The following is a 22,447-nucleotide window of genomic DNA, read 5'->3' on the forward strand; positions in this document are numbered from 1 at the left end:
TTTACATATGAGCCCGGCAATATCAGGCTCACTTTTTTACGTTAAGAAAGCACAATATATTATGCTTTCTCAGACAATAAAAATTCACTTACTATTTTACCAAAAAAACGCGGCTGTTCCACATGAACCGTATGCCCGGCCTGTTTGACAATCTTAATTTTACTGGAAGAAAGCCGTTCATGCACCTTTTTATTGATGCTGCAAAATTTTTCGTCCCATTCTCCGCAAATGAGAAGAACCGGAGCGGTTATTTGCCCTAATTTGTCCCACCACGAGGGCTGGGAACCGGTTCCCATTCCCGTTAAACTGTTGGCAAGACCAATGGGACAATTTTGCAGACGTCCTCTTCGTATAACCTCCCGTTTGTTTTCATCAAGCAAACGCTGGGAGGAAAAAAGAGGAATGCTTTCCCAATAATCAACGAAAGACACAATACCATCTCTTAATATAGAATCAGCAAGTTTTCGATCCTTTATGATTCTGGCTTTCCGTTCCTCAAGTGTTCTCAAACCAGGCGTGGTGCTTTCCAGTACAAGCGCCGTCACACGTTCAGGGAATGTTATGGCAAAAGAATAAGCAAGCCTGCCTCCCATAGAGTAACCAATAAGTTTCACTTTGTGAAGTTTTAATTGGTTAAAAATCTCGGCAAGATCAGAAACTTGCCGGCTCGTGCTATATCTGCGCCCATCGATAGGCGCGTCTGTTTCCCCATGCCCTAAACAATCAATCTTCACCAAACGTGATTCAGTAAACATTGCATCCAGAAACGTCCAGGAATCTTTACTGCCGGTGAATCCGTGCAGACAAACGACAGCCTCAGAAGCATTTGGATTGTGATCGCTCACAGCGTAACAAACGCCGTCTGAGACCGTAATCTTTAGAGTTCCCATTCTTTTTTCACTTCCTGCACAACCGAATTCAGCAAATCACGATGGAGCTGCACCCTTGACTGGCGATCCGTTTTGATTTCTATAATATGAAGCCCGGGCTCATCTGCTTGAGGCGCGTATGATTGGCGGAATTCTTCCCATGACTCCGGACATGAATACGTCCCTCCATAGAGAGCGGCGGCATGCTTAAAGTCAAGGCCCGTCGGTGTGCCGAACAAATCTTCAAAATGCGTTTGTTCAGATGACTGCGGCAGAAAAGAGAAAATTCCTCCGCCGTCATTGTTAACAAGAATGACGGTAAGCGGGATTCCAAGTTTCTTCCCGGCTAAAAGACCGTTTAAATCATGATAAAAAGACAAATCTCCAATCACAAGCGTTACCGGCGCCTTTGTTCCTTCACAAACGCCCATAGCTGAAGACACGACACCATCTATCCCATTAGCGCCGCGATTCGCGTAAATTCGGAACTGGCGGTCTTGTTTTTCAAAAAACGTATCCACGTCACGAATCGGCATACTGTTTCCGACAAACAGCGAGCTGTTTTCCGGAATGAGATGCTGAAGCTGTCTGTACAGATTTCCTTCAAATGAGATTTCCTCACTGCTTACGGACTGAAGATGATATCGGAACCGTTGATTGACAAATTGCCATTTCTCCAGCCATTCAGCCGGTCTGTTTTCAAACCCGTCCGACAATAAGGCGTCGGCAAACGCGGCAGCATTGCTGTGAATCATGTAAGCACTCGTATGCGTCGGGTCTCTCCAGCCGCCGTCCTCATCTATTATAATCTGCTGAATATCCGAATCTTCCTTCAGCCATAAAAATAGCGGCTTTGAAACGGGCATCGGCCCAAAACGGATCACAACGTCCGGCCGCAAAACGGCTTTCAGCTCGTCGTCCTTTAAGAACGAATCATAGGCGTCGATCACCATGGACTTGTCATGAGCGCCTGTTCGCAGGTTAGACAGCGGATCGGCTAAAATCGGATACTGCAACGCATCAGAAAGGGCAAGAATATGCCCTTTTTCAGTTTCTCCGTGTATTTCCCCGCAGACGATCATCCCTTTTTCAGCATCAGCCAGAATGGCCTTGATATCAGACAAAGAATCACTGTCAACTGAGTGTGTCCCCGTTTTAACAGACACATGGCTTCCCGTTCGTTTTCTCTCAAACGGATGATCAGAGAGATCTGGCATAAGCGGCTCTCGCAGCGGCACATTCACATGAACCGGACCCATCGGCCGCTTGCCGGCTTCCCCTGCTGCTCGGCTTGCCAGCGTCCGAATATAACGGAGCATATGGGGATCATTTTCTGGCAGAGCCGAGTCTGTGAAAAACTTAACAAAGTTACCGAATAAGAAGTGCTGATCAATCGCCTGCGGTGCTCCCACCTCGCGCAGTTCGTGCGGCCGATCAGCAGTCAACACAATAATCGGAACCCTCGAATAATGGGCTTCAATCACAGCAGGATAAAAATTAGCAGCTGCAGTGCCTGATGTACAAATAAGCATCACGGGCCGCTGCTGCGCTTTTGCCAGCCCCAGGGCGAAAAATGCGGCGGATCTTTCGTCAATCTGGACATGAACATGAATATCCGGATGGGCAGCAGCCAGAATCGCCAAAGGAGTTGATCTTGAACCAGGACAAATGACAGCGTCCGTTACCCCTGACAAGGCAAATTCATCAATAAAACTTCCAATATAATGTGTGATCGGATTCACTGTCAATGCCTGTCACCTCCTAAAGCAGAGATCATCGGCTTTAATTTGATTTGTGTTTCTTCATACTCTGCTTGCGGATCTGAGTCAGCGACAATGCCGCATCCCGCAAATAAACGGGCTTGGCTGTCTGCAATAAGGCCCGACCGGATGGCAACTGCAAATTCGCCGTTATCCTGGCTGTCAATCCAGCCCACCGGGGACGCATACCAGCCTCGGGACATCGGCTCGAGTTCTCTTATGACTTCCACGGCTTTTTCCCGAGGCGCTCCGCCCAAAGCCGGAGTAGGATGAAGTTTTTTAATTAAGTCAAACATGGAATCCGAATGATTAAGCTGTCCGACAATCGGCGTATATAAATGCTGAACGTTTTTCGTCTTATACAATTCAGGACCATCTGGTTTTTCTACGGTTTCACAGCTTGATAAAAAAGCATCATGAATCATATTGACCACGATATCATGCTCTAATAAGTTCTTCTCATCGTTTAACAATTCAAGCTCCATTTCGCGGTCCTCTTCCGGATCAGCTCCGCGTTTGATTGAGCCTGCCAGACAAGAAGACATCACACGTGTTCCTTCTTTCTTAATCAGCCTTTCAGGTGACGCTCCGACAAAGCTTTTGTTTCCTTCTTCTACAGCGAAAATATAACTCGTTTTTTGATCCTTCAGCAATTTGCGAAGCACGCTGTGAACTCGGACAGACCCGTCGAACGTCAGCTTCACTTCGCGGGCAAGCACTACCTTGTCATACTGGCCCTCTTTAATTTCGTCTGTTGCGGTTTTAACCGCTTTGATCCAATCTTCACGGTCAAGTTCCTCAGTCTGCGTAATATTTGCCTGCGCCTCTTCATCTAAAGAAGAAACCTCGATATTGTCCGCAAACGATTCTAAGCTTGCCAATACATCTTCCGCCTGCTCGTTTTGGCTGACCCATTGATTTACCGTCAAAAATTGGCCGTCATCCGTTTTCGTCAGCATAAGCGACGGAACAAAGAAATTGCCTTCAGAAAAATGATCCCACTCATCCCCTCTTGTTTCCAGAGGATCGAAGGAAAAACCTCCGAATAAAACAGGCCCTACCGCTGCCTGCTGCAGATTTTCTTCATCATGAATATGAAAAGCCGTCTTTTTAAAGCGCTCCCATTCTTCAAAAACCACGTGATACCGCTCATCGTCTTTTTCATCCGTCCGGAAAACAGCTTCTTTGCCAAGACCGACTATTGTCAGTTCACTATCTGGTTCTGACCAAAAAAATCGTTTACCCTTATATTTTTTTGCTCCGTAATTGAAAAATGATAGAGGGTCCAGAGACTCAATTCGTCTCGAATAGCTTAATAAGACAGCATGGTTGACTTGTTTGGCTTTATGTAATGCAAAAGGAACTTCCTCTCGGAAAGTACGCTGCACTGTTGTCACCATGAGACATTCCTCCAAAATCCGTAAAATGCTTTTAATACAATACACCTGTGATTTCATTGTGTCAACAACACAGATCGCGCAGTCCAAAATACCTGCCTTACTTATTATAAACCTAATTGCTCAAATGAAAAAGAAACAAACCTGAAATTTCTTCACCCTTGCTTAGCAATAATTATATCGGCTTCTTTCGAAAGGAAAATCCACCATATTTCTCCTCCTCTTTCCCGTGAAAGTTCTCGCAAAAATCGTTCATACTAAAGGTAGCACCATAGAGAAACGAGGCGATCAATTTGCTTACAAATGAACAGCTGCAGCACCTGAAAAAAGAACTCGAACAGACAAAACAGGATATTTTAAACCGATTCAAAGACAATGACCATTTTCAATTGAATTCTGCATTTCCGTATGATTCATGGGGCGAGCTCTCAGCATATGACAACCACCCCGGCGATCAAGCGACAGAGCTTTACGAACGGGAAAAAGACATTGCCCTTGATTTACATGAAAGAGAGCATCTTCGGGACATTGAACATTCTTTACAAGCAATAGAAAACGGCACCTACGGAATCTGTGAAGCCAGCGGAAAGGAAATTCCGTTTGAACGTCTTGAGGCGCTTCCGACCGCCACAACACTTGCTGAATATTCTTCACAAGATACAGTTTCTAAAGACCGGCCCATCGAAGAAGAAACACCATTCGGGCAATTCGAGTTTGACAGCGATGAAGAAATAAGAGCGCCCTACGACAGTGAGGATGCATATCAAGACGTCGAAAAATACGGGAACTCACAAACCCCGCAAGACATGGAAAATCCGCCACTCAGCTATGATGATATGACGATGAACGCTGAGGAAAATATCGGCAATACAGAATCATATGAAAACTTTATCGCGACAGATATAACAGGTAAAGAAATAACAGTGTATCCAAGCAGAGCTCATGAACGCTATGAAGAAGAACTTGATGAAGAGGGTATCATGACAACATTTGGTGATCTGCACGCTGATTAACCCCCGCTGCGCCGGGGGTTTTATATTTTTCCTCCTCTCTAACCAGCCATTATTTTCTCCAATCCTTATATAGGCGGAAAACCGAATCACGAAACAGCTCTTTTTTAATAGGATACTATATATGACCAGTCATCTTGTAAAGGAGCTCAGGCGATGAAAATTTGCGTGGTTGGCGCCGGATATGTCGGCTTAACCTTATCAGCGGCATTAGCCTCAATCGGACATCAAATCATTTGCACAGACAAAGATACTTATAAAATTGAACGGCTGAATAACGGGGACATTCCCTTCTACGAACCTGGGCTCTCCGATGCAGTGAAAAGTTCCAAAAATCTAACGTTTACCTCCCGCGTAAAAGAAAGCATAGCCGAATGTCCGGTTATTTTTATTGCTGTCGGAACACCTTCTCTTTCAAACGGTGCAGTGGATGTCACGGCTCTTGACTCCGTCCTGACAGATATCAGCCAATCCATCCGATCGTATAAAACCATCATCACAAAAAGCACCGTTCCCCCAGGGACAAATGAACAAATAGAAGAAGACCTGATTGCCGCCGGTGTTTCTCAATCCATGTTTGCCGTTGTCTCCAATCCTGAATTCTTGAGAGAAGGAAACGCGCTGTACGACATGCTGCACCCGGATAAAACCGTCATCGGCGTAAAAAAAGGAGATGAAGTGTCTGTCGGCATCGTGCAATCGATTTACAAACACATAGACACGCCATATATCATTACAAGCTTAACCGGAGCAGAGCTGATAAAGTATGCCAGCAACTACTTTTTGGCTGCTAAAATTTCTTTTATTAATGAAATGGCGCGAATTTGTGAGGCATATGAGACTGATGTGTCAGACATTTCCCGAGCCATCGGATTGGACCCCAGAATCGGCAAAGACTTTTTACAGGCAGGCATCGGCTACGGAGGATCATGCTTTCCAAAGGATTTACGGGCCCTTCAATTTGCAGCGGCTGAAAAAAGGGTTGATACAGACTTGCTGCGCGCCGTCCAGCTCGTTAACGATACGCAATTAGATCTTTATGTAGAAAAAATCAAGGAGCATTTTGAAACGCTTCATCATAAAAAAGCCGCGGTGCTGGGGATCTCCTTCAAACCGAACACCGATGACATCAGAAACTCCCAAGCCGTCCGGCTGATGGAAAGACTGACACAGCTTGGATGTGACGTTCATGCATATGACCCGGAAGCAGAAATCCCCCCCTCGCTGCAAAACAAGGTGACCCAGCATAGCCAAGCCATGGACGCGATATCAGAGAGCGATTTTTTATTTTTGGCGACAGATTGGCCCGAGTTTTTGACACTTAATTGGACCGAAGCGGCTGAAAAAATGAAGGGCCGTCTGATTATAGATGGGCGGAATGTGTTAAATAAAGAGCTGCTGAGTGCTTGTGGATTAATCTGTGCGGGAGTTGGCCTTCGATGAAAATTCTAGTGACAGGAGCGGCCGGCTTTATCGGCTCCCACCTTTGTGAAGAGCTGCTAAAGGATGAAGACAATACGGTTAAAGGTGTCGATGATATGATCGGCCCGACTCCTTTTTGGTTAAAACTGAAAAACATTGAAACAGTATTAAAAGAAAAACGCTTTACATTTGTTAAGGAAAATCTGTTAACAGCAGATCTTTCTCACCTGCTGGCAGACATTGATGCAGTCTATCACTTAGCCGCGATACCCGGCGTTCGCACAAGCTGGGGCGATCAATTCCACCCTTATGTGCATCACAATATCCTGGCTTTGCAAAGACTGCTGGAAGCCTGTAAACAACAACCTTTAAAAGCATTTATTTTCGCCTCCACCTCTTCAGTTTACGGCGAAAAACTTGGCAAAGTAAGCGAGGATGCCGAGCTGCACCCCTTATCTCCATATGGCGTGACAAAACTGACCGGGGAAAAACTTTGCCGCGTCTATCAAAAAAGCTTTAACCTGCCTGTAATCACACTCCGTTTTTTCACAGTATATGGTCCGAGACAACGGCCTGACATGGCGTTTCACCGCTTCATCAAACAGCACCTTGACCAAAAACCGCTCACGATCTACGGAGACGGTCGGCAGATCAGGGATTTCACATTTATCGAAGACTGTGTAAAAGGCACGGCGGCCGTTCTTCAGCGGCAGAACCTCATTGGAGAAACGCTCAATATCGGCGGAACCGAACGGGCATCAGTGCTGGAAGTTATATCCCTGCTTGAAGAGATTTCCGGAACAAAAATCCGCTTGACATTTTCAGACAGAGTATCCGGTGAGCCGAGCCAAACATGGGCTGATATCTCAAAAGCAAAACAAGCCTTGAATTACGCTCCCGCCATATCATTGAAAGACGGATTGGCGAAAGAATTCGCATACCTCCAGTCCGTTTATGCGAGGTGAATTGTTTTGAAACTTGCTTTTATTTGCACAGAAAAACTGCCGGCCCCGGCTATACGCGGAGGAGCGATCCAAATGATGATCGACGGGGTGGCACCTTATTTCAGCAGCAGATATGAACTGACCATTTTCTCCATAGAAGATCCCGATCTCCCGCAACAAGAAACGAAAAATGGCGTACGCTATATTCATCTTCCAAAAAACCATTATCGCGAGGCCGTCGCAAATGAGCTGAGAAAGTCATCATTTGATCTGATTCATGTGTTCAACCGGCCTTTAAATGTTCCTTTATACAAAAAGGCCGCACCGAACAGCCGAATCGTGCTCAGCTTGCATAATGAGATGTTCTCCGAAAAAAAACTGACTTTCGCTCAGGGCAAAGAGGTGGTCAAACATGTGTCCATGATCACAACCGTCAGTACATTTATTAAGCAAACTGTCATCGAACGGTTTCCGGAAGCCAAGGAAAAAATAAAAGTCGTATACTCCGGTGTTGATCTCCCTTCCTATCCGCCGGTGTGGACGATAAAAGGGGCAAGAATCAGGGAGGAATACCGCAAAAAATACGAATTAGAAGATAAAAAGGTCATATTATTCGCAGGCAGGTTAAGTCCGACTAAAGGACCTCATCTTTTAATCCATAGCATGAAACGCATCTTGCAGAAGCATAAAAACGCCGTTTTGGTCATAGCTGGGGGGAAATGGTTTAGTGACGACGGAGTGAATCAATACGTGGCGTTTTTGCGAAAACTCGCGAAACCTTATAAAGAACACGTCCTCTTCACCAATTTTATTCCCGCTAATGAAATTCCAAACCTCTTTTTAATGGCGGATGTATTTGTATGCAGTTCCCAATGGAATGAACCGCTCGCGAGGGTGAATTACGAATCGATGGCCGCCGGGACGCCTTTAATCACGACCAATCGCGGCGGAAACGGTGAAGTGGTTAAACATGAAGTGAACGGGCTTGTGATTGAAAACTATGATAAACCTTCATCGTTCGCAAAAGCGGTTGACAAGGTTTTCACGGATATGAATTTATCGAAAAAAATAGCTAGAAACGGCCGAAACCGGGTTGAAGCCTCGTTCACCTTTCTCCACGCCGCTAAAAGGCTCGATGCTGTTTATCAATCCGTCCTGCAACCATTAAATGAACAGTATCTGCCTCCCCTGCTGAATCAAAACCTAGATGTAAACTTTTCAAAACAGGTTTTCACTGCGTCAAAATCAAAATAGGAGGTGCCCGTATCTTCAGATGCGGGCTCTTCACATTAAAAAAAGGCATAAATGCCGTTTATGCCTCACCGCTTACTTGATTATCTTTCCCCTTTGACGATGCTGGAAATCCATGGAGACACAATGCCCTTACCCGGAAGGTGAGTGACAACTGTTCTTTTATCTCGGGATTTGTTTTTAGGAGCCTTTCTCTTCTTCTCTTTGCGGGGCGGAGCTGAACCTTTCTGATGAGGCTCTGAAGCTTGGTTTCCCGATTTTTTTGAAGACTTTTTCTTGCCTGAATGGGGCGGAGCACCCGCGCTTGGAAACTCTTTTAATCTGCCGGCCATAGAAAAACGTTCCTCTGAAGCATCATCTTCTGAACCAGTTTCCGATTCATGTGACTGCCATCCCATAGACCCCGGCGGTGTAAATACAAATGAGTCTAAATCCAGCTTGGAAATGGAGGCAGCATCTCGTTTATTTCTCATATCAGCTCACTCCCTGCTGTGATTTGATGTCTTTAAAGAGTGCCGGAAGCTGCTGTAAAAAATCTTCCTTTGAATGCTCGACAGAAATCATATTCTGCAATGCCCAATTGTATTTTTCATCAGACCATGATTTCTTCTGCTTTAAATAGTATTTATGGGCAATCGCACAAAATAAATGAGGAAACGCTAAGTCAATCCATAGGATCTCATATTGTTTTTCTGTGAGAGGATAAACCGCGTCATAGGATCGAAGAAGCGATACCATGAGTTCGGTATCCCAAACCGATAGCTTCACCATCAATTTATTGAGCAGTATCCGTAAATCTCTTGAAGGCAAATCGTATGTGATGGAGTGCAGCTCCTTCAGAAAAGGTTCGCCGTCGACTTCCGTTAAACGCGCCAAGGTAAAATCCTGAAAACAGAATCCGCCGTTTTTGAGCGTTTCTTTTGTCCATTCCTCGTAGTCAGAGGCGTCTAACATGCGGAGAGCTTCTTTACCTCTCGCCAGCATTTTATCGGCATGCAATAAAAAGGTTTGAGAAAACGTATCATCTGGATAAGAGGATGCAATCTGCATATTTCCTTCTAACTCCTGCAGCTTCCACCGGTATAATTTATTCCATTTGCCAAGCCTGCTTCTTTTCTTGCTTTCATCCGCGCAAACATATCCCTTGGCCGCATGATGGAAGCGGCCTGCGAACGCCATGATTTTTTTCATTTGCTCTGTATTGTAATAGATCATTTCTTTTCCCGGTACTTTATCATAAAGGCTGTAAGAAATGTGGTCCACTCCTAAACAGCTTCCCCCGTTTATTGTTTTATGAAGGGGAGCGATCGGCAGCCCCTTCTCCTGTAAGTGAGCGTGTGCCTGAGTAATAAACAGCATACGTTCAGGCTTTATTTGCGCTTCCTTTAACAGTTTCGGGCCTTTGTCGGTTTCGATTTCCCAAATTTTGCGTCCGCTTTTGTTTGATTTCAGCGCGACTTGCTCAACCTGAAACGGATAATAGGCCAGGACATCGTGTATCAGCTTTTCTTCATGCTCTTTTTGGTACAAATTGTTCACCCCTTCTATCTGTTTTTTTCATAGACACTGAGGAGATTCTCCGCTACTCTGCTCCATCCGAATTTGTTTTCTGCAACCGTCCGGCTGTATGTGCCGAGCTTCTCTCTTTTTGATGAACTGCTGAGGAGAGAATTAATCAAATCAGCATAGTGACCGGGTTTGTCAAACTCCCGGATGACGTAGCCGTTTTTCCCTTCTTCAATGACCTCAGGGTTGCCGCCTCTATTACTCGTAATGATAGGCAGCCCTGCGGCCATTGCTTCATAATGCACCCTGGCTAAAGGCTCCTGCCACTGCGAAGAGCAGACAAATACGTCAGACATTGTATACAAACGGGGAATGTCCTTAGGCTTTACAAATTGAATAAATGTCACATGATCCTTTTGCATCGCGCCTAATGTATGAAGGTGTTTAACATAGTTATTCAAATCATTGTCCCCAAACCATTTTGAACCGATAAACACCATCATGACATCCGGATGCTGCTCAATGATCTGCGGCAAAGCATGCAATAAAATATGGGGGCCTTTCACTTTGCTGAGCCTGCCCACAAATAACACAATTTTCTTTCCTTGAAGCCCCAATTCGTTCCGCATATCTTCTCTCGCCTGCTGTCCCTTTTTTGTCCAACGGGGATGATATGTCTTTAAATCAACACCGGAATATAGCGTTTTTGTTTTAGAGCGGGCTGACGGGAAACGGCTTGTAATCGTTTGGCCGATATAATCACTCACTGTTACAATTTGGGCGACCGCATCAATGCATTCATTCCCTTCCCGCTCGCTGATTTTTTCATAGGCAAACATTTCATTATGAACGCTCAGCACAAAGACTGCATCCGGAGCCTGCTTCTTTAAATAAGTCACCCAGCTTGGGCGATTACAAACATGAACAAGATCGAAATTCCCTTTTCTAAGTTTTTTTCCTACTGATTCTGCATAATGATCTTCATCTAAATGTACATAATGAACCCCATCGGCAGTCTCTGTTTCCGGCAGGCTGGGATCTTTAATCGAAAAAACCGTAACTGAATGTTTTTTTGCGATAAGCGGAGCAACCGCTTCCAGGTAGATCTGTATGGCGCCGCCTCTTACCGAAGGAACAGGAAGCTTCTCTGTGGCGATCAGTGCTATTTTCATACGTAGCCTCCATTCTTACATGTTTTATTTAGTTAGAAACATGATACGGCTTAATGACCAACTTGTGCGGAATGGACTGCCCCAAATAAAAAAAGGGGTAAACAACTATGGGTTTTAAAAAATATAGTCATATAACTAAATCATTTTTTCTGGTTATTCATACTATAGAAGTAAAACAGGTAAGGATGTGTCCTTAAATGGCAGAAAACCATGAAGTCACTGAGGAGGGGAAATCAACAGAACTTCCTCTATCTATTGAAGACGAGAAAAAACTGACCTCACTTGCTGAAAACGTTCTTCAGGGGTGGGACCTGCAAGCGGAAAAAATCGAAGTCATTCAAGGAAATCAAATGGCTCTTGTTTGGAAAATCCATACAAACTCGGGCGCCGTATGCTTAAAAAGAATCCACAGACCAGAAAAGAAGGCGCTGTTCTCCATTTTCGCCCAAGATTATTTAGCAAAGAAAGGCATGAAGGTTCCCGCTATCCTGACGGCTAAAAACGGAAACCTATATACAAAGCACGGGGCTTTTTTATTTGTGGTTTATGACTGGATTGAGGGAAGGCCTTTTGAACTGACCGTTGAGAAAGATTTAGAATTTATTATGAAAGGGCTCGCAGAATTCCACACTGCTTCTGTCGGCTATCAGCCTCCCAACGGCGTGCCTGTTTTCACAAAGCTTGGACGCTGGCCGAACCACTATATTAAAAGATGCAAACAAATGGAAACATGGAAACTGATGGCTCAGGCTGAAAAGGACGATCCGTTTTCCCAATTATATCTACAGGAAATTGATCACTTTATCCAAGATGGGAAGGGTGTGTTAGACCGTCTTTTACAGTCTTCTTACGTATCTTGGACCGAACAATTGAAACATCAGCCTAACTTATGTCATCAGGATTATGGAACAGGAAATACGCTTCTTGGAGAAAATGATCAAATCTGGGTCATTGACTTAGATACCGTCTCCTTCGACCTGCCCATCCGTGATCTCAGAAAAATGATCATTCCGCTTTTGGACACGACCGGAGTTTGGGATGAAAAAACCTTTTACGTCATGCTCAATGCATATGAAACCGCAGCGCCTTTAACAGACGAACAGAAAAAAGTTATGTTTATTGATATGCTGTTTCCTTATGAACTTTATGATGTAATCCGCGAAAAATATGTAAGAAAATCGGCGTTACCGCGAGAAGAATTAGAGTCAGCGTTTGAATATGAACGGGTAAAAGCGGCGGCTTTACATCCATTGATCTAAAATGTTCACAGTCCCCCGCTCATCGGGGGTTTGGTCCTTCTACATTTGAGGAATGATAGATTATGTAAAAAAATACAAATGGAGGAGACAAAGTGAAAAAAACAACAATAGGTGCAGTTCTCGTTTTCATTCTTACATACGCCCTGTTTTCGGCAGCGGGCTTTTTATTTCCCGTTGACCGGGATTGGTACGATGCGCTTCATAAGCCTGAATGGACGCCAAGCGGATCTGCCATCGGAATCATTTGGGCGGTTCTGTTTGCCTTGATTTCTCTTGCCGCAGCTATTATTTTTGCCGTATATTCATTCAGACAGGCGAAAGGCTTTTGGATTGTACTATTCATCAATTACATATTGAATCAAGCATTCAGTTATTTTCAGTTTTCCCAAAAAAGTATGCTTGCCGCATCCATTGATTGTCTGCTTGTGGCGGTAACCGCGCTGATAGTGATCGTTATCGCAAATAAGCTCAACAAGGCCGCATCATACCTTCTTCTCCCTTATTTTTTATGGAGCGCCTTTGCGACATATTTATCTTTTACCATTTACTCAATGAATCTGTAACCACTAAAAAAAGCCGCTTTATCAAGCGGCTTTATTCCATCGGTTTAATTCCCCAAATATCATCCGCATACTCCCGGATGGTCCGATCGCTAGAAAAATATCCGGAATGGGCTATATTTACAATAGACCGTTCATACCACTTGCCACGATCGCGATAATCAGATTGAATCCTTTCCTGTGCATCTAAGTAAGAAGAAAAGTCTTTTAACACAAAATACTCATCATTATGAGGCAAAAGCGAATCATAAATAGATTCAAATTCATCAGCTTCTCCTTCAAAAAAACCATTAATCAGCTGATCGGCTACCTGCCTGATCCTTCGGTCGTGCTGATAGTATTCTCTCGATCTGTATCCGCCATTTTCATAATAAGACAGCACTTCGTCCGCCTTAAGGCCGAACGTGTAAATACAATCCGGCCCCACCCTTTCGAGTATTTCAATATTTGCGCCGTCATGCGTCCCGATCGTCAGCGCGCCATTCATCATAAATTTCATATTTCCAGTGCCGGAGGCTTCCTTGCTTGCCGTGGAAATTTGTTCACTTACATCTGACGCCGGAAATATCCGTTCAGCCAGAGACACTCTGTAATTTTCTAAAAAAACGACCTTGATTAGGCCGCGGATTGCCGGATCATAATTGACTTTATCCGCGACAGAATGAATCAGCTTAATGATTTTCTTTGCATAATAGTAGCTTGGTGAAGCCTTCGCGCCGAATATAAAGGTTTGAGGATGGATTGAAAAGCCTGAATCCTCTTTCAGCCTGTTATACAGATACATAATATGAAGAACATTTAATAGCTGCCGTTTATACGCGTGGAGCCGTTTCACCTGGACATCAAAAATGCTTTCGGGATTCACAACCACCCCTGACGTGCCAAAAATGATATCGGCAAGCTCTTGTTTTTTCTTTTCTTTAATCAATTGAAATTGCTCAATAAAGGCCGCATCATAGGCAAATGATTTCAAATCGATTAAAGCTTCCGGCTGCTTAATCCATCTTTCTCCGATAGAATCCGAAATCATTGCCGATAAATCCGGATTTGCTTTTAACAGCCACCTTCTGTGTGTAATCCCATTTGTTTTGTTATTAAACTTTTTCGGAAACAGAATGTGGAAGCCTTTCATTTCTCTTTCCTTCAAAATATCCGAGTGAATCTTCGCAACGCCATTTACGCTGTAACTGCCCACAATTGCCAGGTGGGCCATTTTCACAACGCCGTGGGCGATAATCGCAGCATTCTCTATCCTTTTCCAATCCCCCGGATACTGCTCCCATACAGAATGGCAAAATCGCTCATTGATCTCTTCTATAATCATATACATACGCGGAAGAAGAGGCTTAAACAAATGAATCGGCCATTTTTCAAGCGCTTCCGATAGCGTTGTATGATTCGTATAAGAAATCGTATGTACCGTAATGTGCCAGGCTTCTTCCCAGCTCATTTTTTCCTCATCAAGCAAAATGCGCATCAGCTCGGGAACGGCCAGAGCGGGATGTGTATCATTAATATGAATGCTCACCTTTTTATGAAGGCCGTATAGTGATTTATGCGTTTTCCGGTAGCTGTTCACAATGCTTTTGACGCTCGCGCACACTAAAAAATATTGCTGTTTAAGCCGTAATATTTTCCCTTCATCATGTGTGTCATCAGGATATAAAAACTCAGAGACAGCTTCCGTTTCCCGCTTATATGACAAAATATCCGTTTCATGATGATGGATGTAAGGCTCGGCATTCCAAAGCCTTAAGGTGTTAACGGTGCCGGTGTCATAGCCGATAACCGGAATATCGTACGGCACAGCGGTAATCAGCGTGGCATGCTCATGGCGAAAAGTCAGACGCCCATTCTGCTCAGATACATTCACGTGCCCCCAAAACGGCACATCAACTGATTGATCAGCATTTCTCACTTCCCACACATTTCCGTTTTTCAGCCATTGCTCTGGCAGCTCCACCTGATGCCCGTCAACGATCTTTTGTTCAAACAAACCATGCTTATAACGGATTCCCATTCCGTGCCCCGGCAAATTTAATGACGCAAGTGAATCCAAAAAACAGGCAGCAAGCCTTCCCAGCCCGCCATTTCCCAGCCCGGCGTCCGTCTCTATATCGAGCACCTCCTGCAAGCTGATGCCGATCTCTTTCAGCCCCGCCTCCGTCACATCCCGCACGCCAAGATTAATTAAGTTTTGGTCAAGAAGCTGGCCGAGAAGAAATTCAATCGAAAGATAATACGTTTGTTTCCCGGAGTTTGACCTGCTCTTTTCATTTGTCTGTATCCAGTTAGAACTGATATATTCTCTGACCATAATGCCCAGTGTCTTATATTGATCCAGCTTGGTCGAATCTTTAAAACTTTTTCCGCACGTCATTTCAAGACGCTGCAAAAATAAGGCCGCAAAGCGTTCTTTACTCGAGAACATCCCGTCCACTCCTTGTCAAAAGCTCGAAAATGCGCTGGTATTGTTTCGCTGACCTGCTCCAGCTGTAATCTGCATTCATTGCGTTTTTCATGATGCTCTTCCATTCATCCTTTTGATGATAAAAAGAAATCGCTCTGCTTATCGTAAATTTCAAATCATGGGCATTAAAGGCTGAGAAAGTAAAGCCGTTTCCCTTATTCTCTTCCTCACGGTATGAACTGACGGTGTCATGCAGCCCTCCTGTTTCTCTGACAATCGGAATAGTCCCATACTGCAGCGCGATCAACTGCCCTAAACCGCACGGCTCAAACTTAGACGGCATGAGGAACATATCTGAGCCTGCATAAATATGATGGGCGAGCGCCTCATCAAATCCGATATACGCCCGGCATTTGTCATGAAAAGCAAACTCTGCATACCGGAAATAATCCTCAAATTCCCGTTCTCCAGTCCCAAGCACTATGAACTGAACATCGTGTTCTTCAAGCACTTCATGCAAAATCCGGCGAACAAGGTCAAGCCCCTTTTGCTTCGTAAGCCTCGTCACCATGCTGATTAAAGGAACGTTCTCCGTTTCAGGAAGCCCCATTCTCTGCCTAAGCTTTGTTTTATTTATTCCCTTTCCTGATATACGCTCTGAGTCGTAATGCACTTCAATATACGGGTCATGCTTCGGCTGATAAAATACCTCATCAATTCCATTGAGAATCCCGGTCAAATCAGCTTCTCTATATTGCAAAACACGCTCAAGCCGCTCACCGTAATAAGGCGTCAGGATTTCATTTCTGTATGTCGGGCTGACTGTTGTGATATGGTCAGCTGCGATAATCCCCGCTTTCATAAAATTAACAAATCCATTGCATTCTAATCTCTCATAATGAAAATGCTCCATATCAAGGCCGAGCAAATCATGTGTGGCCTCTGGCGGAAACATGCCTTGAAATTGAAGATTATGGATTGTGAACACACTTTTCATCTGTTCATAAAAACGATCACTTCGATATTCCTCCTTCAGCAGATAGTTGACCATGGCAGTATGCCAATCATGTGTGTGGACAATATCTGCCTGAAATTTCAAAACGAAGGCTGCCTCCAGAACGGCCCTTGAGAAAAAAGCAAATCGTTCGCCATCGTCAAAATGGCCGTACAAGCCGTCTCTTTTAAAGTAATATTCATTGTCAATAAAGTAATAATTCACATCATCTTCAATGAGATGTTCAATGCCGCAATATTGCTGCCGCCAGCCCACGGCCACCGTGCATTCGGCTATTTTTTTCATATTGTTTTTCCACTTGCTTGGAATTTGGCTGTATTTGGGCAGCATGACAGCTATATCGTTTCCGAGACGCGTCAGCTCTTTCGGCAGCGCTCCGGCCACATCAGCAAGACCTCCTGATTTTACAAATGGTGTACATTCTGAAACAGCAAATAGCACCTTCAAGAATTCATCAGCTCTCCTTGCACAAGACCTTTTTTTAAGACGAGTGGCTGTTCAATTGTTCCAGCAGCTTCAGTCGCGTTTCCGATTCTCACGTCTTTATCAGAAATAACCTGCTCCAATACACAATCTTCACCTATTTGTGTTTTTTGCATAATAATGCAGTTTTTCAGCTTCGTTCCTTTACGGACATGAACCGCCCGAAACAGAATACAATTCTCGACCTCGCCTTCAAGAACGCAGCCGTTGGCAACGAGAGAGTTTCTGACAGCGCTGTGTTTTCCGTACTTGGTCGGAGGCTCATCCTTCACCTTCGTATAGATCGGCAGCTGCGGCAAAAAGACCTGCTGCCAAAAACTCGGCTGAATGAGCTGCATGCTATGAAGATAATACTTTTCCACCGAATCAATAACCGCGGCGTACCCGGAATATTCATAAGGGCAGACCGTCAATGTTGAAGACTCTTTTTCCACAGCTTCCTGAATCGTTTTATAACCTTTTTCGGCATGCCCGTAAATAAGGTCTTTCAAGAGCTTAGAAGACATGAGATAGATCTGCAGCGATTGTCCGTCCTGATATACCTCTGTAATATCACAGCCCGCCTCCTGATGCCTTTTCAGCACATATTTAAATTGGATGTTACAAACGGTATGGCTGTTTGTAATGACGGCATACTGCTGCGAGCTCCGATGAAAATAATCAAGATGATCGGAAAACTGCCGAAATGAGCCGAATTCATCGTACTCATGATGCAGATGAGGCGACGGAAAAAAGAACAAACCGTCTTTTTTTCGGTGCAAATCCCATTCTTTGCCGGCTCCAAGGTGATCCATCAGAGAACGATAGCGATACTTTGGAAATATCGCTACACTCCTAATGTCCGCATTCACCATATTAGACAGCATAAAATCAATCAATCGGTACCTCCCCGCAAAAGGAATGGCGCCCAGCGATCTTTGCGCGGCTAAATCCTGAAGAGAATGCTTATATGTGGTTTCATCTATAACACCCAACATTTGGTTATTTATCAACTGCCGTTGCCCCCTCTTCAGCTTTAAATCAATTCCCTTTCAACAAATTGTTCTGTAACGAGCAGCGCCTCCCCATTATTATCTGATCTAATCACTGCCCCATCCGGCAGACTAAAGCCTCTAGGCACAATGGCATTCTCGATAATGACATGCTCGCCGATCGTCACATCCGGCATAATGACCGACCTTTTAATTTGTGAATGCCTCCCGACCGTTACGCCTTGAAAAAGGACGGAATGAGAAACATCTCCATAAACGGCGCACCCTTCATTAACCAGCGACTCATGTACACACGCTTCTGACGAGATATATTGAGGAGGCTGATTAGGATTAACAGAATAGATTTTCCAATCTCGATCAAACAGCTTTAAATCTGATTCTCCAGTTAATAAATCCATATTGGCCTCCCACAGACTCTGAACAGTCCCGACATCCTTCCAGTACCCTTTAAACGGATAGGCGGAGAGCTTTCTTTCGTCTTCAAGTAAAAGAGGTATGATATCCTTTCCAAAATCATGGCTTGAATACTTGTTGCAGTCATCAATTTCCAAATAACTTTTCAATAGCTGCCAATTAAAAATATAGATTCCCATCGAAGCAAGATTGCTTTTAGGAATCTTCGGCTTTTCATCAAAGTGGGTAATGTCCCCTGCCCCATTTGTCTTCATAATGCCAAAGCGGCTGGCTTCATCCCACCCCACCTCAATAACAGAAATCGTGGCATCCGCGTTCTTTTTAATATGAAAATCGAGCATTTTCCCGTAATCCATCTTATAAATGTGATCACCTGATAAAATCAGCACATACTCCGGATCATACTGATTGAGATAATTTAGATTTTCATAAATCGCGCTTGCCGTCCCTTTGTACCATTTGACTTCAGATGATTCAGCGTAAGGCGGCAAAACTGTTACCCCTCCATTATGCCTGTCAAGGTCCCAGGCGCTGCCGATGCCTATATATGAATTCAGCTCAAGCGGCTGATATTGTGTTAAAATGCCGACCGTATCAATTCCTGAATTAGAGCAATTGCTTAATGTGAAATCAATAATCCTGTATTTTCCGCCAAATGAAACAGCCGGCTTTGCCATACTTTTTGTCAAAGAATGCAGACGGCTGCCTTTCCCGCCGGCGAGGAGCATAGCCACACATTGTTTTTTCATCACTTGATCTCTCCTCTTCTTTTTACGGCCCGCATGATAGAAATACCGTAAGGGGGGACGGTCATTGTTACATAACAAGGCTTCTGATGCAGGGTTCCTTTCCTCGACTGTAAGGACTTTGCATTGATTTGGCCGGAACCTCCGTACCTCTTATTGTCACTGTTCAATACTTCGACGTAATCGGTATAAAAAGGAACGCCCACATCAAACTGATGATAGGCCTCAGGGGTAAAATTACAAACAATTATAAGTGCCTCGCCACTCCGTTTGCCGTACCGAATAAAAGAAAAGATTGATTGTTCATCATTATGAACATCAATCCATTCAAAAGATGAGCCGCGATGGTCATTTTCGTAAAGGATTTTACTTTTTTGATAAAAACGAAGAAGATCTTGGGTAAATACTCTGGCTTTTTGATGCATGGGGAAGGTGTCTAAAAACCAATCTAGCTGCTCTGTATCTTTCCATTCATCGAATTGGGCAAATTCACCGCCCATAAATAATAGCTTTTTTCCGGGATGGGCTGTGAAATAACCGAGAAGCAGCCGATATTGGGCAAATTTTTGCCAATAATCACCGGGCATTTTGTTTAGAAGAGATTTCTTTCCGTAAACCACTTCATCATGAGAAAACGGTAAAATATAATGCTCACTGAAGGCGTAAAGCAAAGAAAACGAAACATGCTGATGCAGGCTTTTTCTTTGGCCAGGCGGCGCCTCCATATATTTCAATATATCGTTCATCCATCCCATGTTCCATTTAAAATGAAAGCCAAGTCCCCCCTCCTGCACAGGACGTGTCACATCAGGCCAATCTGTAGAATCCTCCGCAATCATCAACACATGCGGATAAGCCTCATTCATCTTTTGATTCAGCTTTTTTAAAAATCCTATGGCATATGGGTTTTCATGACGCTCCTCCTGATTTGGCCAATACAGCAGGTTCGCCACAGCATCGACCCTGAATCCATCTATATGATAGATTTCCGCCCAGTACAACGCATTAGATATTAAAAAACTATGAACTTCAGATTTCCCTAAATCAAAATTAGCGGTGCCCCAAATCCAGTTCTCTCTGTCATGCGCTTCTTGATATTCATAAACCGGTTTTCCGTCAAACATATAGAGTCCATGTGAATCCTTACAAAAGTGGCCTGGCACCCAATCCAGAATCACGCCTATATGTTGCTGGTGGCATTGGTCTATAAAACTCATCAAATCATGCGGTGTGCCGAACCGGCTTGTCGGACTGAAATATCCGGTTCCCTGATAACCCCAAGAGCGGTCATACGGATGCTCAATTACCGGCATAAGCTCGATATGGGTAAAGCCGTGTTCTTTTACATATGGGATAAGAGAATCAATTAATTCTTGATAAGAATAGAGCCTTCCGTCGGAGTGTTTTTTCCACGACCCAAGATGTAGCTCATATATAAAGACTGGTTTCTCATAAATGGGCTTTGCTTTCAGCTTCTTCATCCATTTCTGATCATGCCATGTATAGCTTTTTAGATCATAAGTAATGGAGGCGGTATTGGGCCTGACTTCAGAATAGAAAGCGTATGGATCTGATTTTAGTTGAATCTCTCCGCTCTCTGTCACGATTTCATACTTATATCGCTCTCCCTCTGCTATATCTGAAATAAATAAACTCCAAATTCCCTGATCATTTACTTTGTCCATTGCATGGAGCTTACCTGACCAGTTATTAAAATCGCCAGCCACTCGTACATTCAACGCATGAGGCGCCCAAACACAAAATCTAAATCCTTTTTCTCCATTCAGCTCTTGATAATGCGCACCAAACAGTTGATAGCTTTGAAACAGACAGCCTTCATGAAAAAGATAAACATCATGTGCTGTTGGGCTGGCAGCGGTCATATAATCATCCTTTCTGTCATCATAGTTTTCATTTATATTATTTATTCGAAGAAATAAAAAAAAGCCCTCTATTGTAAGCGCTTATAGTTATTGACATAAAACTGCATTTTCTGAAATGATGCGAAGAATATAGGGATTTTTGTCATAATCATATATATCATAAAACTGCCTAAACTTTTTTACGATAACAAAAAAACCTTGCAGGATATGCAAGGTTTTCAGAATGACCCGTACGGGATTCGAACCCGTGTTACCGCCGTGAAAGGGCGGTGTCTTAACCGCTTGACCAACGGGCCTTTATATGGCGGAGAAGGAGGGATTTGAACCCTCGCGCCGCTTACACGACCTACACCCTTAGCAGGGGCGCCTCTTCAGCCACTTGAGTACTTCTCCATATGGCTCCACAGGCAGGACTCGAACCTGCGACCGATCGGTTAACAGCCGATAGCTCTACCACTGAGCTACTGTGGAATAAAATGAATGGGTCATGGTGGGCCTGAATGGACTCGAACCATCGACCTCACGCTTATCAGGCGTGCGCTCTAACCAGCTGAGCTACAGGCCCATGACGATATAAAAATGGAGCGGGTGATGGGAATCGAACCCACGACATCAGCTTGGAAGGCTGAGGTTTTACCACTAAACTACACCCGCATTTTTATTTGGGGCGATTGATGGGAATCGAACCCACGAGTGCCAGAGCCACAATCTGGTGCGTTAACCACTTCGCCACAACCGCCAAAATATATAAAATTGTAAAAGGTGGCTCGGGACGGAATCGAACCGCCGACACACGGATTTTCAGTCCGTTGCTCTACCAACTGAGCTACCGAGCCAAACTATTTAAAAATGGCGGTCCGGACGGGACTCGAACCCGCGACCTCCTGCGTGACAGGCAGGCATTCTAACCAACTGAACTACCGGACCATTTTAATGTACTCTGTTATGAGTACTGATTTTAAAAATTGGTTGCGGGGGCAGGATTTGAACCTGCGACCTTCGGGTTATGAGCCCGACGAGCTACCGAACTGCTCCACCCCGCGATGATATAAAAAATATTAAGTTTGAAGAAATATGTATGGCGGAGGAAGAGGGATTCGAACCCCCGCGGGCTTTGACACCCCTGTCGGTTTTCAAGACCGATCCCTTCAGCCAGACTTGGGTATTCCTCCGTATAGTGGTGGACCTTGTAGGACTCGAACCTACGACCGGACGGTTATGAGCCGTCTGCTCTAACCAACTGAGCTAAAGGTCCTTTGGTAGCGGCGGAGGGGATCGAACCCCCGACCTCACGGGTATGAACCGTACGCTCTAGCCAGCTGAGCTACACCGCCAAAACTTTTATTAAAATCAA

General features: G+C 44.4%; 17 protein-coding genes and 12 tRNA genes. 6 read left to right on the top strand and 23 right to left on the bottom strand.

Annotated elements, in window-relative coordinates; all coding sequences use genetic code 11:
• Positions 1 to 59: 59 nt before the first annotated feature.
• Genes menH through GXP75_RS20535 form a run of 3 tightly spaced genes read right to left on the bottom strand, consistent with a single transcriptional unit; the run spans position 60 to position 4,029 of the window.
• On the bottom strand, positions 60 to 890 hold the full coding sequence (menH, locus tag GXP75_RS20525; protein ID WP_242557741.1) for a 2-succinyl-6-hydroxy-2,4-cyclohexadiene-1-carboxylate synthase: 831 nt from the start codon (positions 888 to 890) through the stop codon (positions 60 to 62).
• Positions 878 to 2,617 carry a 2-succinyl-5-enolpyruvyl-6-hydroxy-3-cyclohexene-1-carboxylic-acid synthase gene (menD, locus tag GXP75_RS20530; protein ID WP_242557742.1) on the bottom strand — a complete coding sequence of 580 codons (1,740 nt, stop codon included), beginning with the start codon at positions 2,615 to 2,617 and terminating at the stop codon, positions 878 to 880. The genes menH and menD overlap by 13 nt, the downstream gene beginning before the upstream one ends.
• A complete protein-coding gene (locus GXP75_RS20535; RefSeq protein WP_242557743.1) occupies positions 2,614 to 4,029 on the bottom strand; it encodes an isochorismate synthase in 1,416 nt (471 codons plus the stop codon). Before GXP75_RS20535 ends, menD begins: the two co-directional genes overlap by 4 nt.
• A gap of 290 nt (positions 4,030 to 4,319) precedes the next feature.
• On the opposite strand from GXP75_RS20535, the gene GXP75_RS20540 reads away from it, so the two are divergent.
• The 4 genes from GXP75_RS20540 to GXP75_RS20555 all read left to right on the top strand — a co-directional run bounded on the left by GXP75_RS20540 (position 4,320) and on the right by GXP75_RS20555 (position 8,656).
• On the top strand, positions 4,320 to 5,039 hold the full coding sequence (locus GXP75_RS20540) for a yteA family sporulation protein (RefSeq protein WP_003324912.1): 720 nt from the start codon (positions 4,320 to 4,322) through the stop codon (positions 5,037 to 5,039).
• A 153-nt stretch (positions 5,040 to 5,192) separates the two neighbouring features.
• Positions 5,193 to 6,479 (top strand): UDP-glucose dehydrogenase family protein, encoded by a 1,287-nt coding sequence (locus tag GXP75_RS20545; protein WP_242557744.1) that lies wholly within the window; start codon positions 5,193 to 5,195, stop codon positions 6,477 to 6,479.
• Entirely contained in the window at positions 6,476 to 7,423 is a 948-nt protein-coding gene (locus GXP75_RS20550) for an NAD-dependent epimerase/dehydratase family protein (RefSeq protein WP_239814141.1), read from the top strand. Before GXP75_RS20545 ends, GXP75_RS20550 begins: the two co-directional genes overlap by 4 nt.
• A 6-nt stretch (positions 7,424 to 7,429) precedes the next feature.
• On the top strand, positions 7,430 to 8,656 hold the full coding sequence (locus GXP75_RS20555; protein ID WP_242557745.1) for a glycosyltransferase family 4 protein: 1,227 nt from the start codon (positions 7,430 to 7,432) through the stop codon (positions 8,654 to 8,656).
• Positions 8,657 to 8,736: 80 nt separating this feature from the next.
• Here the strand turns inward: GXP75_RS20555 and GXP75_RS20560 are convergent, their stop codons facing one another.
• From GXP75_RS20560 to cotSA, 3 genes are read right to left on the bottom strand one after another with little or no spacing between them, the layout of a single operon-like run.
• Positions 8,737 to 9,126: a hypothetical protein gene (locus GXP75_RS20560; RefSeq protein ID WP_242557746.1), complete on the bottom strand. Its 390-nt coding sequence runs from the start codon at positions 9,124 to 9,126 to the stop codon at positions 8,737 to 8,739.
• A 1-nt stretch (position 9,127) separates the two neighbouring features.
• Positions 9,128 to 10,183 carry a spore coat putative kinase CotS gene (gene cotS, locus GXP75_RS20565; protein ID WP_242557747.1) on the bottom strand — a complete coding sequence of 352 codons (1,056 nt, stop codon included), beginning with the start codon at positions 10,181 to 10,183 and terminating at the stop codon, positions 9,128 to 9,130.
• A gap of 14 nt (positions 10,184 to 10,197) precedes the next feature.
• A complete protein-coding gene (gene cotSA, locus GXP75_RS20570) occupies positions 10,198 to 11,331 on the bottom strand; it encodes a spore coat protein CotSA (RefSeq protein WP_242557748.1) in 1,134 nt (377 codons plus the stop codon).
• Positions 11,332 to 11,528: 197 nt separating this feature from the next.
• Here cotSA and GXP75_RS20575 point away from each other — a divergent pair, with 197 nt between their 5' ends.
• On the top strand, positions 11,529 to 12,590 hold the full coding sequence (locus tag GXP75_RS20575; protein ID WP_061571934.1) for a spore coat kinase CotI: 1,062 nt from the start codon (positions 11,529 to 11,531) through the stop codon (positions 12,588 to 12,590).
• A 92-nt stretch (positions 12,591 to 12,682) separates the two neighbouring features.
• The gene (locus GXP75_RS20580) at positions 12,683 to 13,153 is read left to right on the top strand and encodes a TspO/MBR family protein (RefSeq protein WP_106046130.1); all 471 of its coding nucleotides are present in this window, start codon (positions 12,683 to 12,685) and stop codon (positions 13,151 to 13,153) included.
• Positions 13,154 to 13,184: 31 nt separating this feature from the next.
• Here GXP75_RS20580 and glgP read toward each other — a convergent pair whose 3' ends face one another.
• The 17 genes from glgP to GXP75_RS20665 form a co-directional block, all read right to left on the bottom strand.
• A complete protein-coding gene (gene glgP / locus GXP75_RS20585) occupies positions 13,185 to 15,581 on the bottom strand; it encodes a glycogen phosphorylase GlgP (RefSeq protein ID WP_214914119.1) in 2,397 nt (798 codons plus the stop codon).
• Positions 15,568 to 17,022 carry a glycogen synthase GlgA gene (gene glgA / locus GXP75_RS20590; protein ID WP_242557749.1) on the bottom strand — a complete coding sequence of 485 codons (1,455 nt, stop codon included), beginning with the start codon at positions 17,020 to 17,022 and terminating at the stop codon, positions 15,568 to 15,570. The genes glgP and glgA overlap by 14 nt, the downstream gene beginning before the upstream one ends.
• Positions 17,019 to 18,050 carry a glucose-1-phosphate adenylyltransferase subunit GlgD gene (glgD, locus tag GXP75_RS20595; protein ID WP_214914123.1) on the bottom strand — a complete coding sequence of 344 codons (1,032 nt, stop codon included), beginning with the start codon at positions 18,048 to 18,050 and terminating at the stop codon, positions 17,019 to 17,021. The genes glgA and glgD overlap by 4 nt, the downstream gene beginning before the upstream one ends.
• Positions 18,051 to 18,073: 23 nt before the next feature.
• The gene (locus GXP75_RS20600; RefSeq protein WP_242557750.1) at positions 18,074 to 19,213 is read right to left on the bottom strand and encodes a glucose-1-phosphate adenylyltransferase; all 1,140 of its coding nucleotides are present in this window, start codon (positions 19,211 to 19,213) and stop codon (positions 18,074 to 18,076) included.
• The gene (gene glgB, locus GXP75_RS20605) at positions 19,213 to 21,093 is read right to left on the bottom strand and encodes a 1,4-alpha-glucan branching enzyme (protein WP_242557751.1); all 1,881 of its coding nucleotides are present in this window, start codon (positions 21,091 to 21,093) and stop codon (positions 19,213 to 19,215) included. The genes GXP75_RS20600 and glgB overlap by 1 nt, the downstream gene beginning before the upstream one ends.
• A 224-nt stretch (positions 21,094 to 21,317) precedes the next feature.
• Positions 21,318 to 21,389 (bottom strand) — tRNA-Glu (locus tag GXP75_RS20610).
• 6 nt (positions 21,390 to 21,395) lie between these two features.
• Positions 21,396 to 21,486, bottom strand: a tRNA-Ser gene (locus GXP75_RS20615).
• A gap of 3 nt (positions 21,487 to 21,489) precedes the next feature.
• Positions 21,490 to 21,564 (bottom strand) — tRNA-Asn (locus GXP75_RS20620).
• A gap of 17 nt (positions 21,565 to 21,581) precedes the next feature.
• Positions 21,582 to 21,658 (bottom strand) — tRNA-Ile (locus GXP75_RS20625).
• A gap of 15 nt (positions 21,659 to 21,673) precedes the next feature.
• Positions 21,674 to 21,747 (bottom strand) — tRNA-Gly (locus GXP75_RS20630).
• A 9-nt stretch (positions 21,748 to 21,756) separates the two neighbouring features.
• Positions 21,757 to 21,832 (bottom strand) — tRNA-His (locus GXP75_RS20635).
• Between the two features lie 24 nt (positions 21,833 to 21,856).
• Positions 21,857 to 21,929, bottom strand: a tRNA-Phe gene (locus tag GXP75_RS20640).
• Positions 21,930 to 21,943: 14 nt separating this feature from the next.
• Positions 21,944 to 22,020 (bottom strand) — tRNA-Asp (locus GXP75_RS20645).
• Positions 22,021 to 22,059: 39 nt separating this feature from the next.
• Positions 22,060 to 22,136, bottom strand: a tRNA-Met gene (locus tag GXP75_RS20650).
• Positions 22,137 to 22,172: 36 nt separating this feature from the next.
• Positions 22,173 to 22,265, bottom strand: a tRNA-Ser gene (locus tag GXP75_RS20655).
• Positions 22,266 to 22,271: 6 nt separating this feature from the next.
• A tRNA-Ile gene (locus GXP75_RS20660) sits at positions 22,272 to 22,348 on the bottom strand.
• Positions 22,349 to 22,350: 2 nt separating this feature from the next.
• A tRNA-Met gene (locus tag GXP75_RS20665) sits at positions 22,351 to 22,427 on the bottom strand.
• Between the last annotated feature and the right edge of the window lie 20 nt (positions 22,428 to 22,447).

This window comes from Bacillus sp. HU-1818 (assembly GCF_022695965.1).
GTDB classification, from domain to species: Bacteria; Bacillota; Bacilli; order Bacillales; family Bacillaceae; genus Bacillus; species Bacillus atrophaeus.

Coding starts and splice junctions, on each gene's coding strand:
- menH (WP_242557741.1), bottom strand. CDS start 890: ATGGGAACTCTAAAGATTACGGTCTCAGACGGCGTTTGTTACGCTGTG.
- GXP75_RS20535 (WP_242557743.1), bottom strand. CDS start 4,029: ATGGTGACAACAGTGCAGCGTACTTTCCGAGAGGAAGTTCCTTTTGCA.
- GXP75_RS20545 (WP_242557744.1), top strand. CDS start 5,193: ATGAAAATTTGCGTGGTTGGCGCCGGATATGTCGGCTTAACCTTATCA.
- GXP75_RS20550 (WP_239814141.1), top strand. CDS start 6,476: ATGAAAATTCTAGTGACAGGAGCGGCCGGCTTTATCGGCTCCCACCTT.
- GXP75_RS20560 (WP_242557746.1), bottom strand. CDS start 9,126: ATGAGAAATAAACGAGATGCTGCCTCCATTTCCAAGCTGGATTTAGAC.
- cotSA (WP_242557748.1), bottom strand. CDS start 11,331: ATGAAAATAGCACTGATCGCCACAGAGAAGCTTCCTGTTCCTTCGGTA.
- GXP75_RS20575 (WP_061571934.1), top strand. CDS start 11,529: ATGGCAGAAAACCATGAAGTCACTGAGGAGGGGAAATCAACAGAACTT.
- glgP (WP_214914119.1), bottom strand. CDS start 15,581: ATGTTCTCGAGTAAAGAACGCTTTGCGGCCTTATTTTTGCAGCGTCTT.
- GXP75_RS20600 (WP_242557750.1), bottom strand. CDS start 19,213: ATGAAAAAACAATGTGTGGCTATGCTCCTCGCCGGCGGGAAAGGCAGC.
- glgB (WP_242557751.1), bottom strand. CDS start 21,093: ATGACCGCTGCCAGCCCAACAGCACATGATGTTTATCTTTTTCATGAA.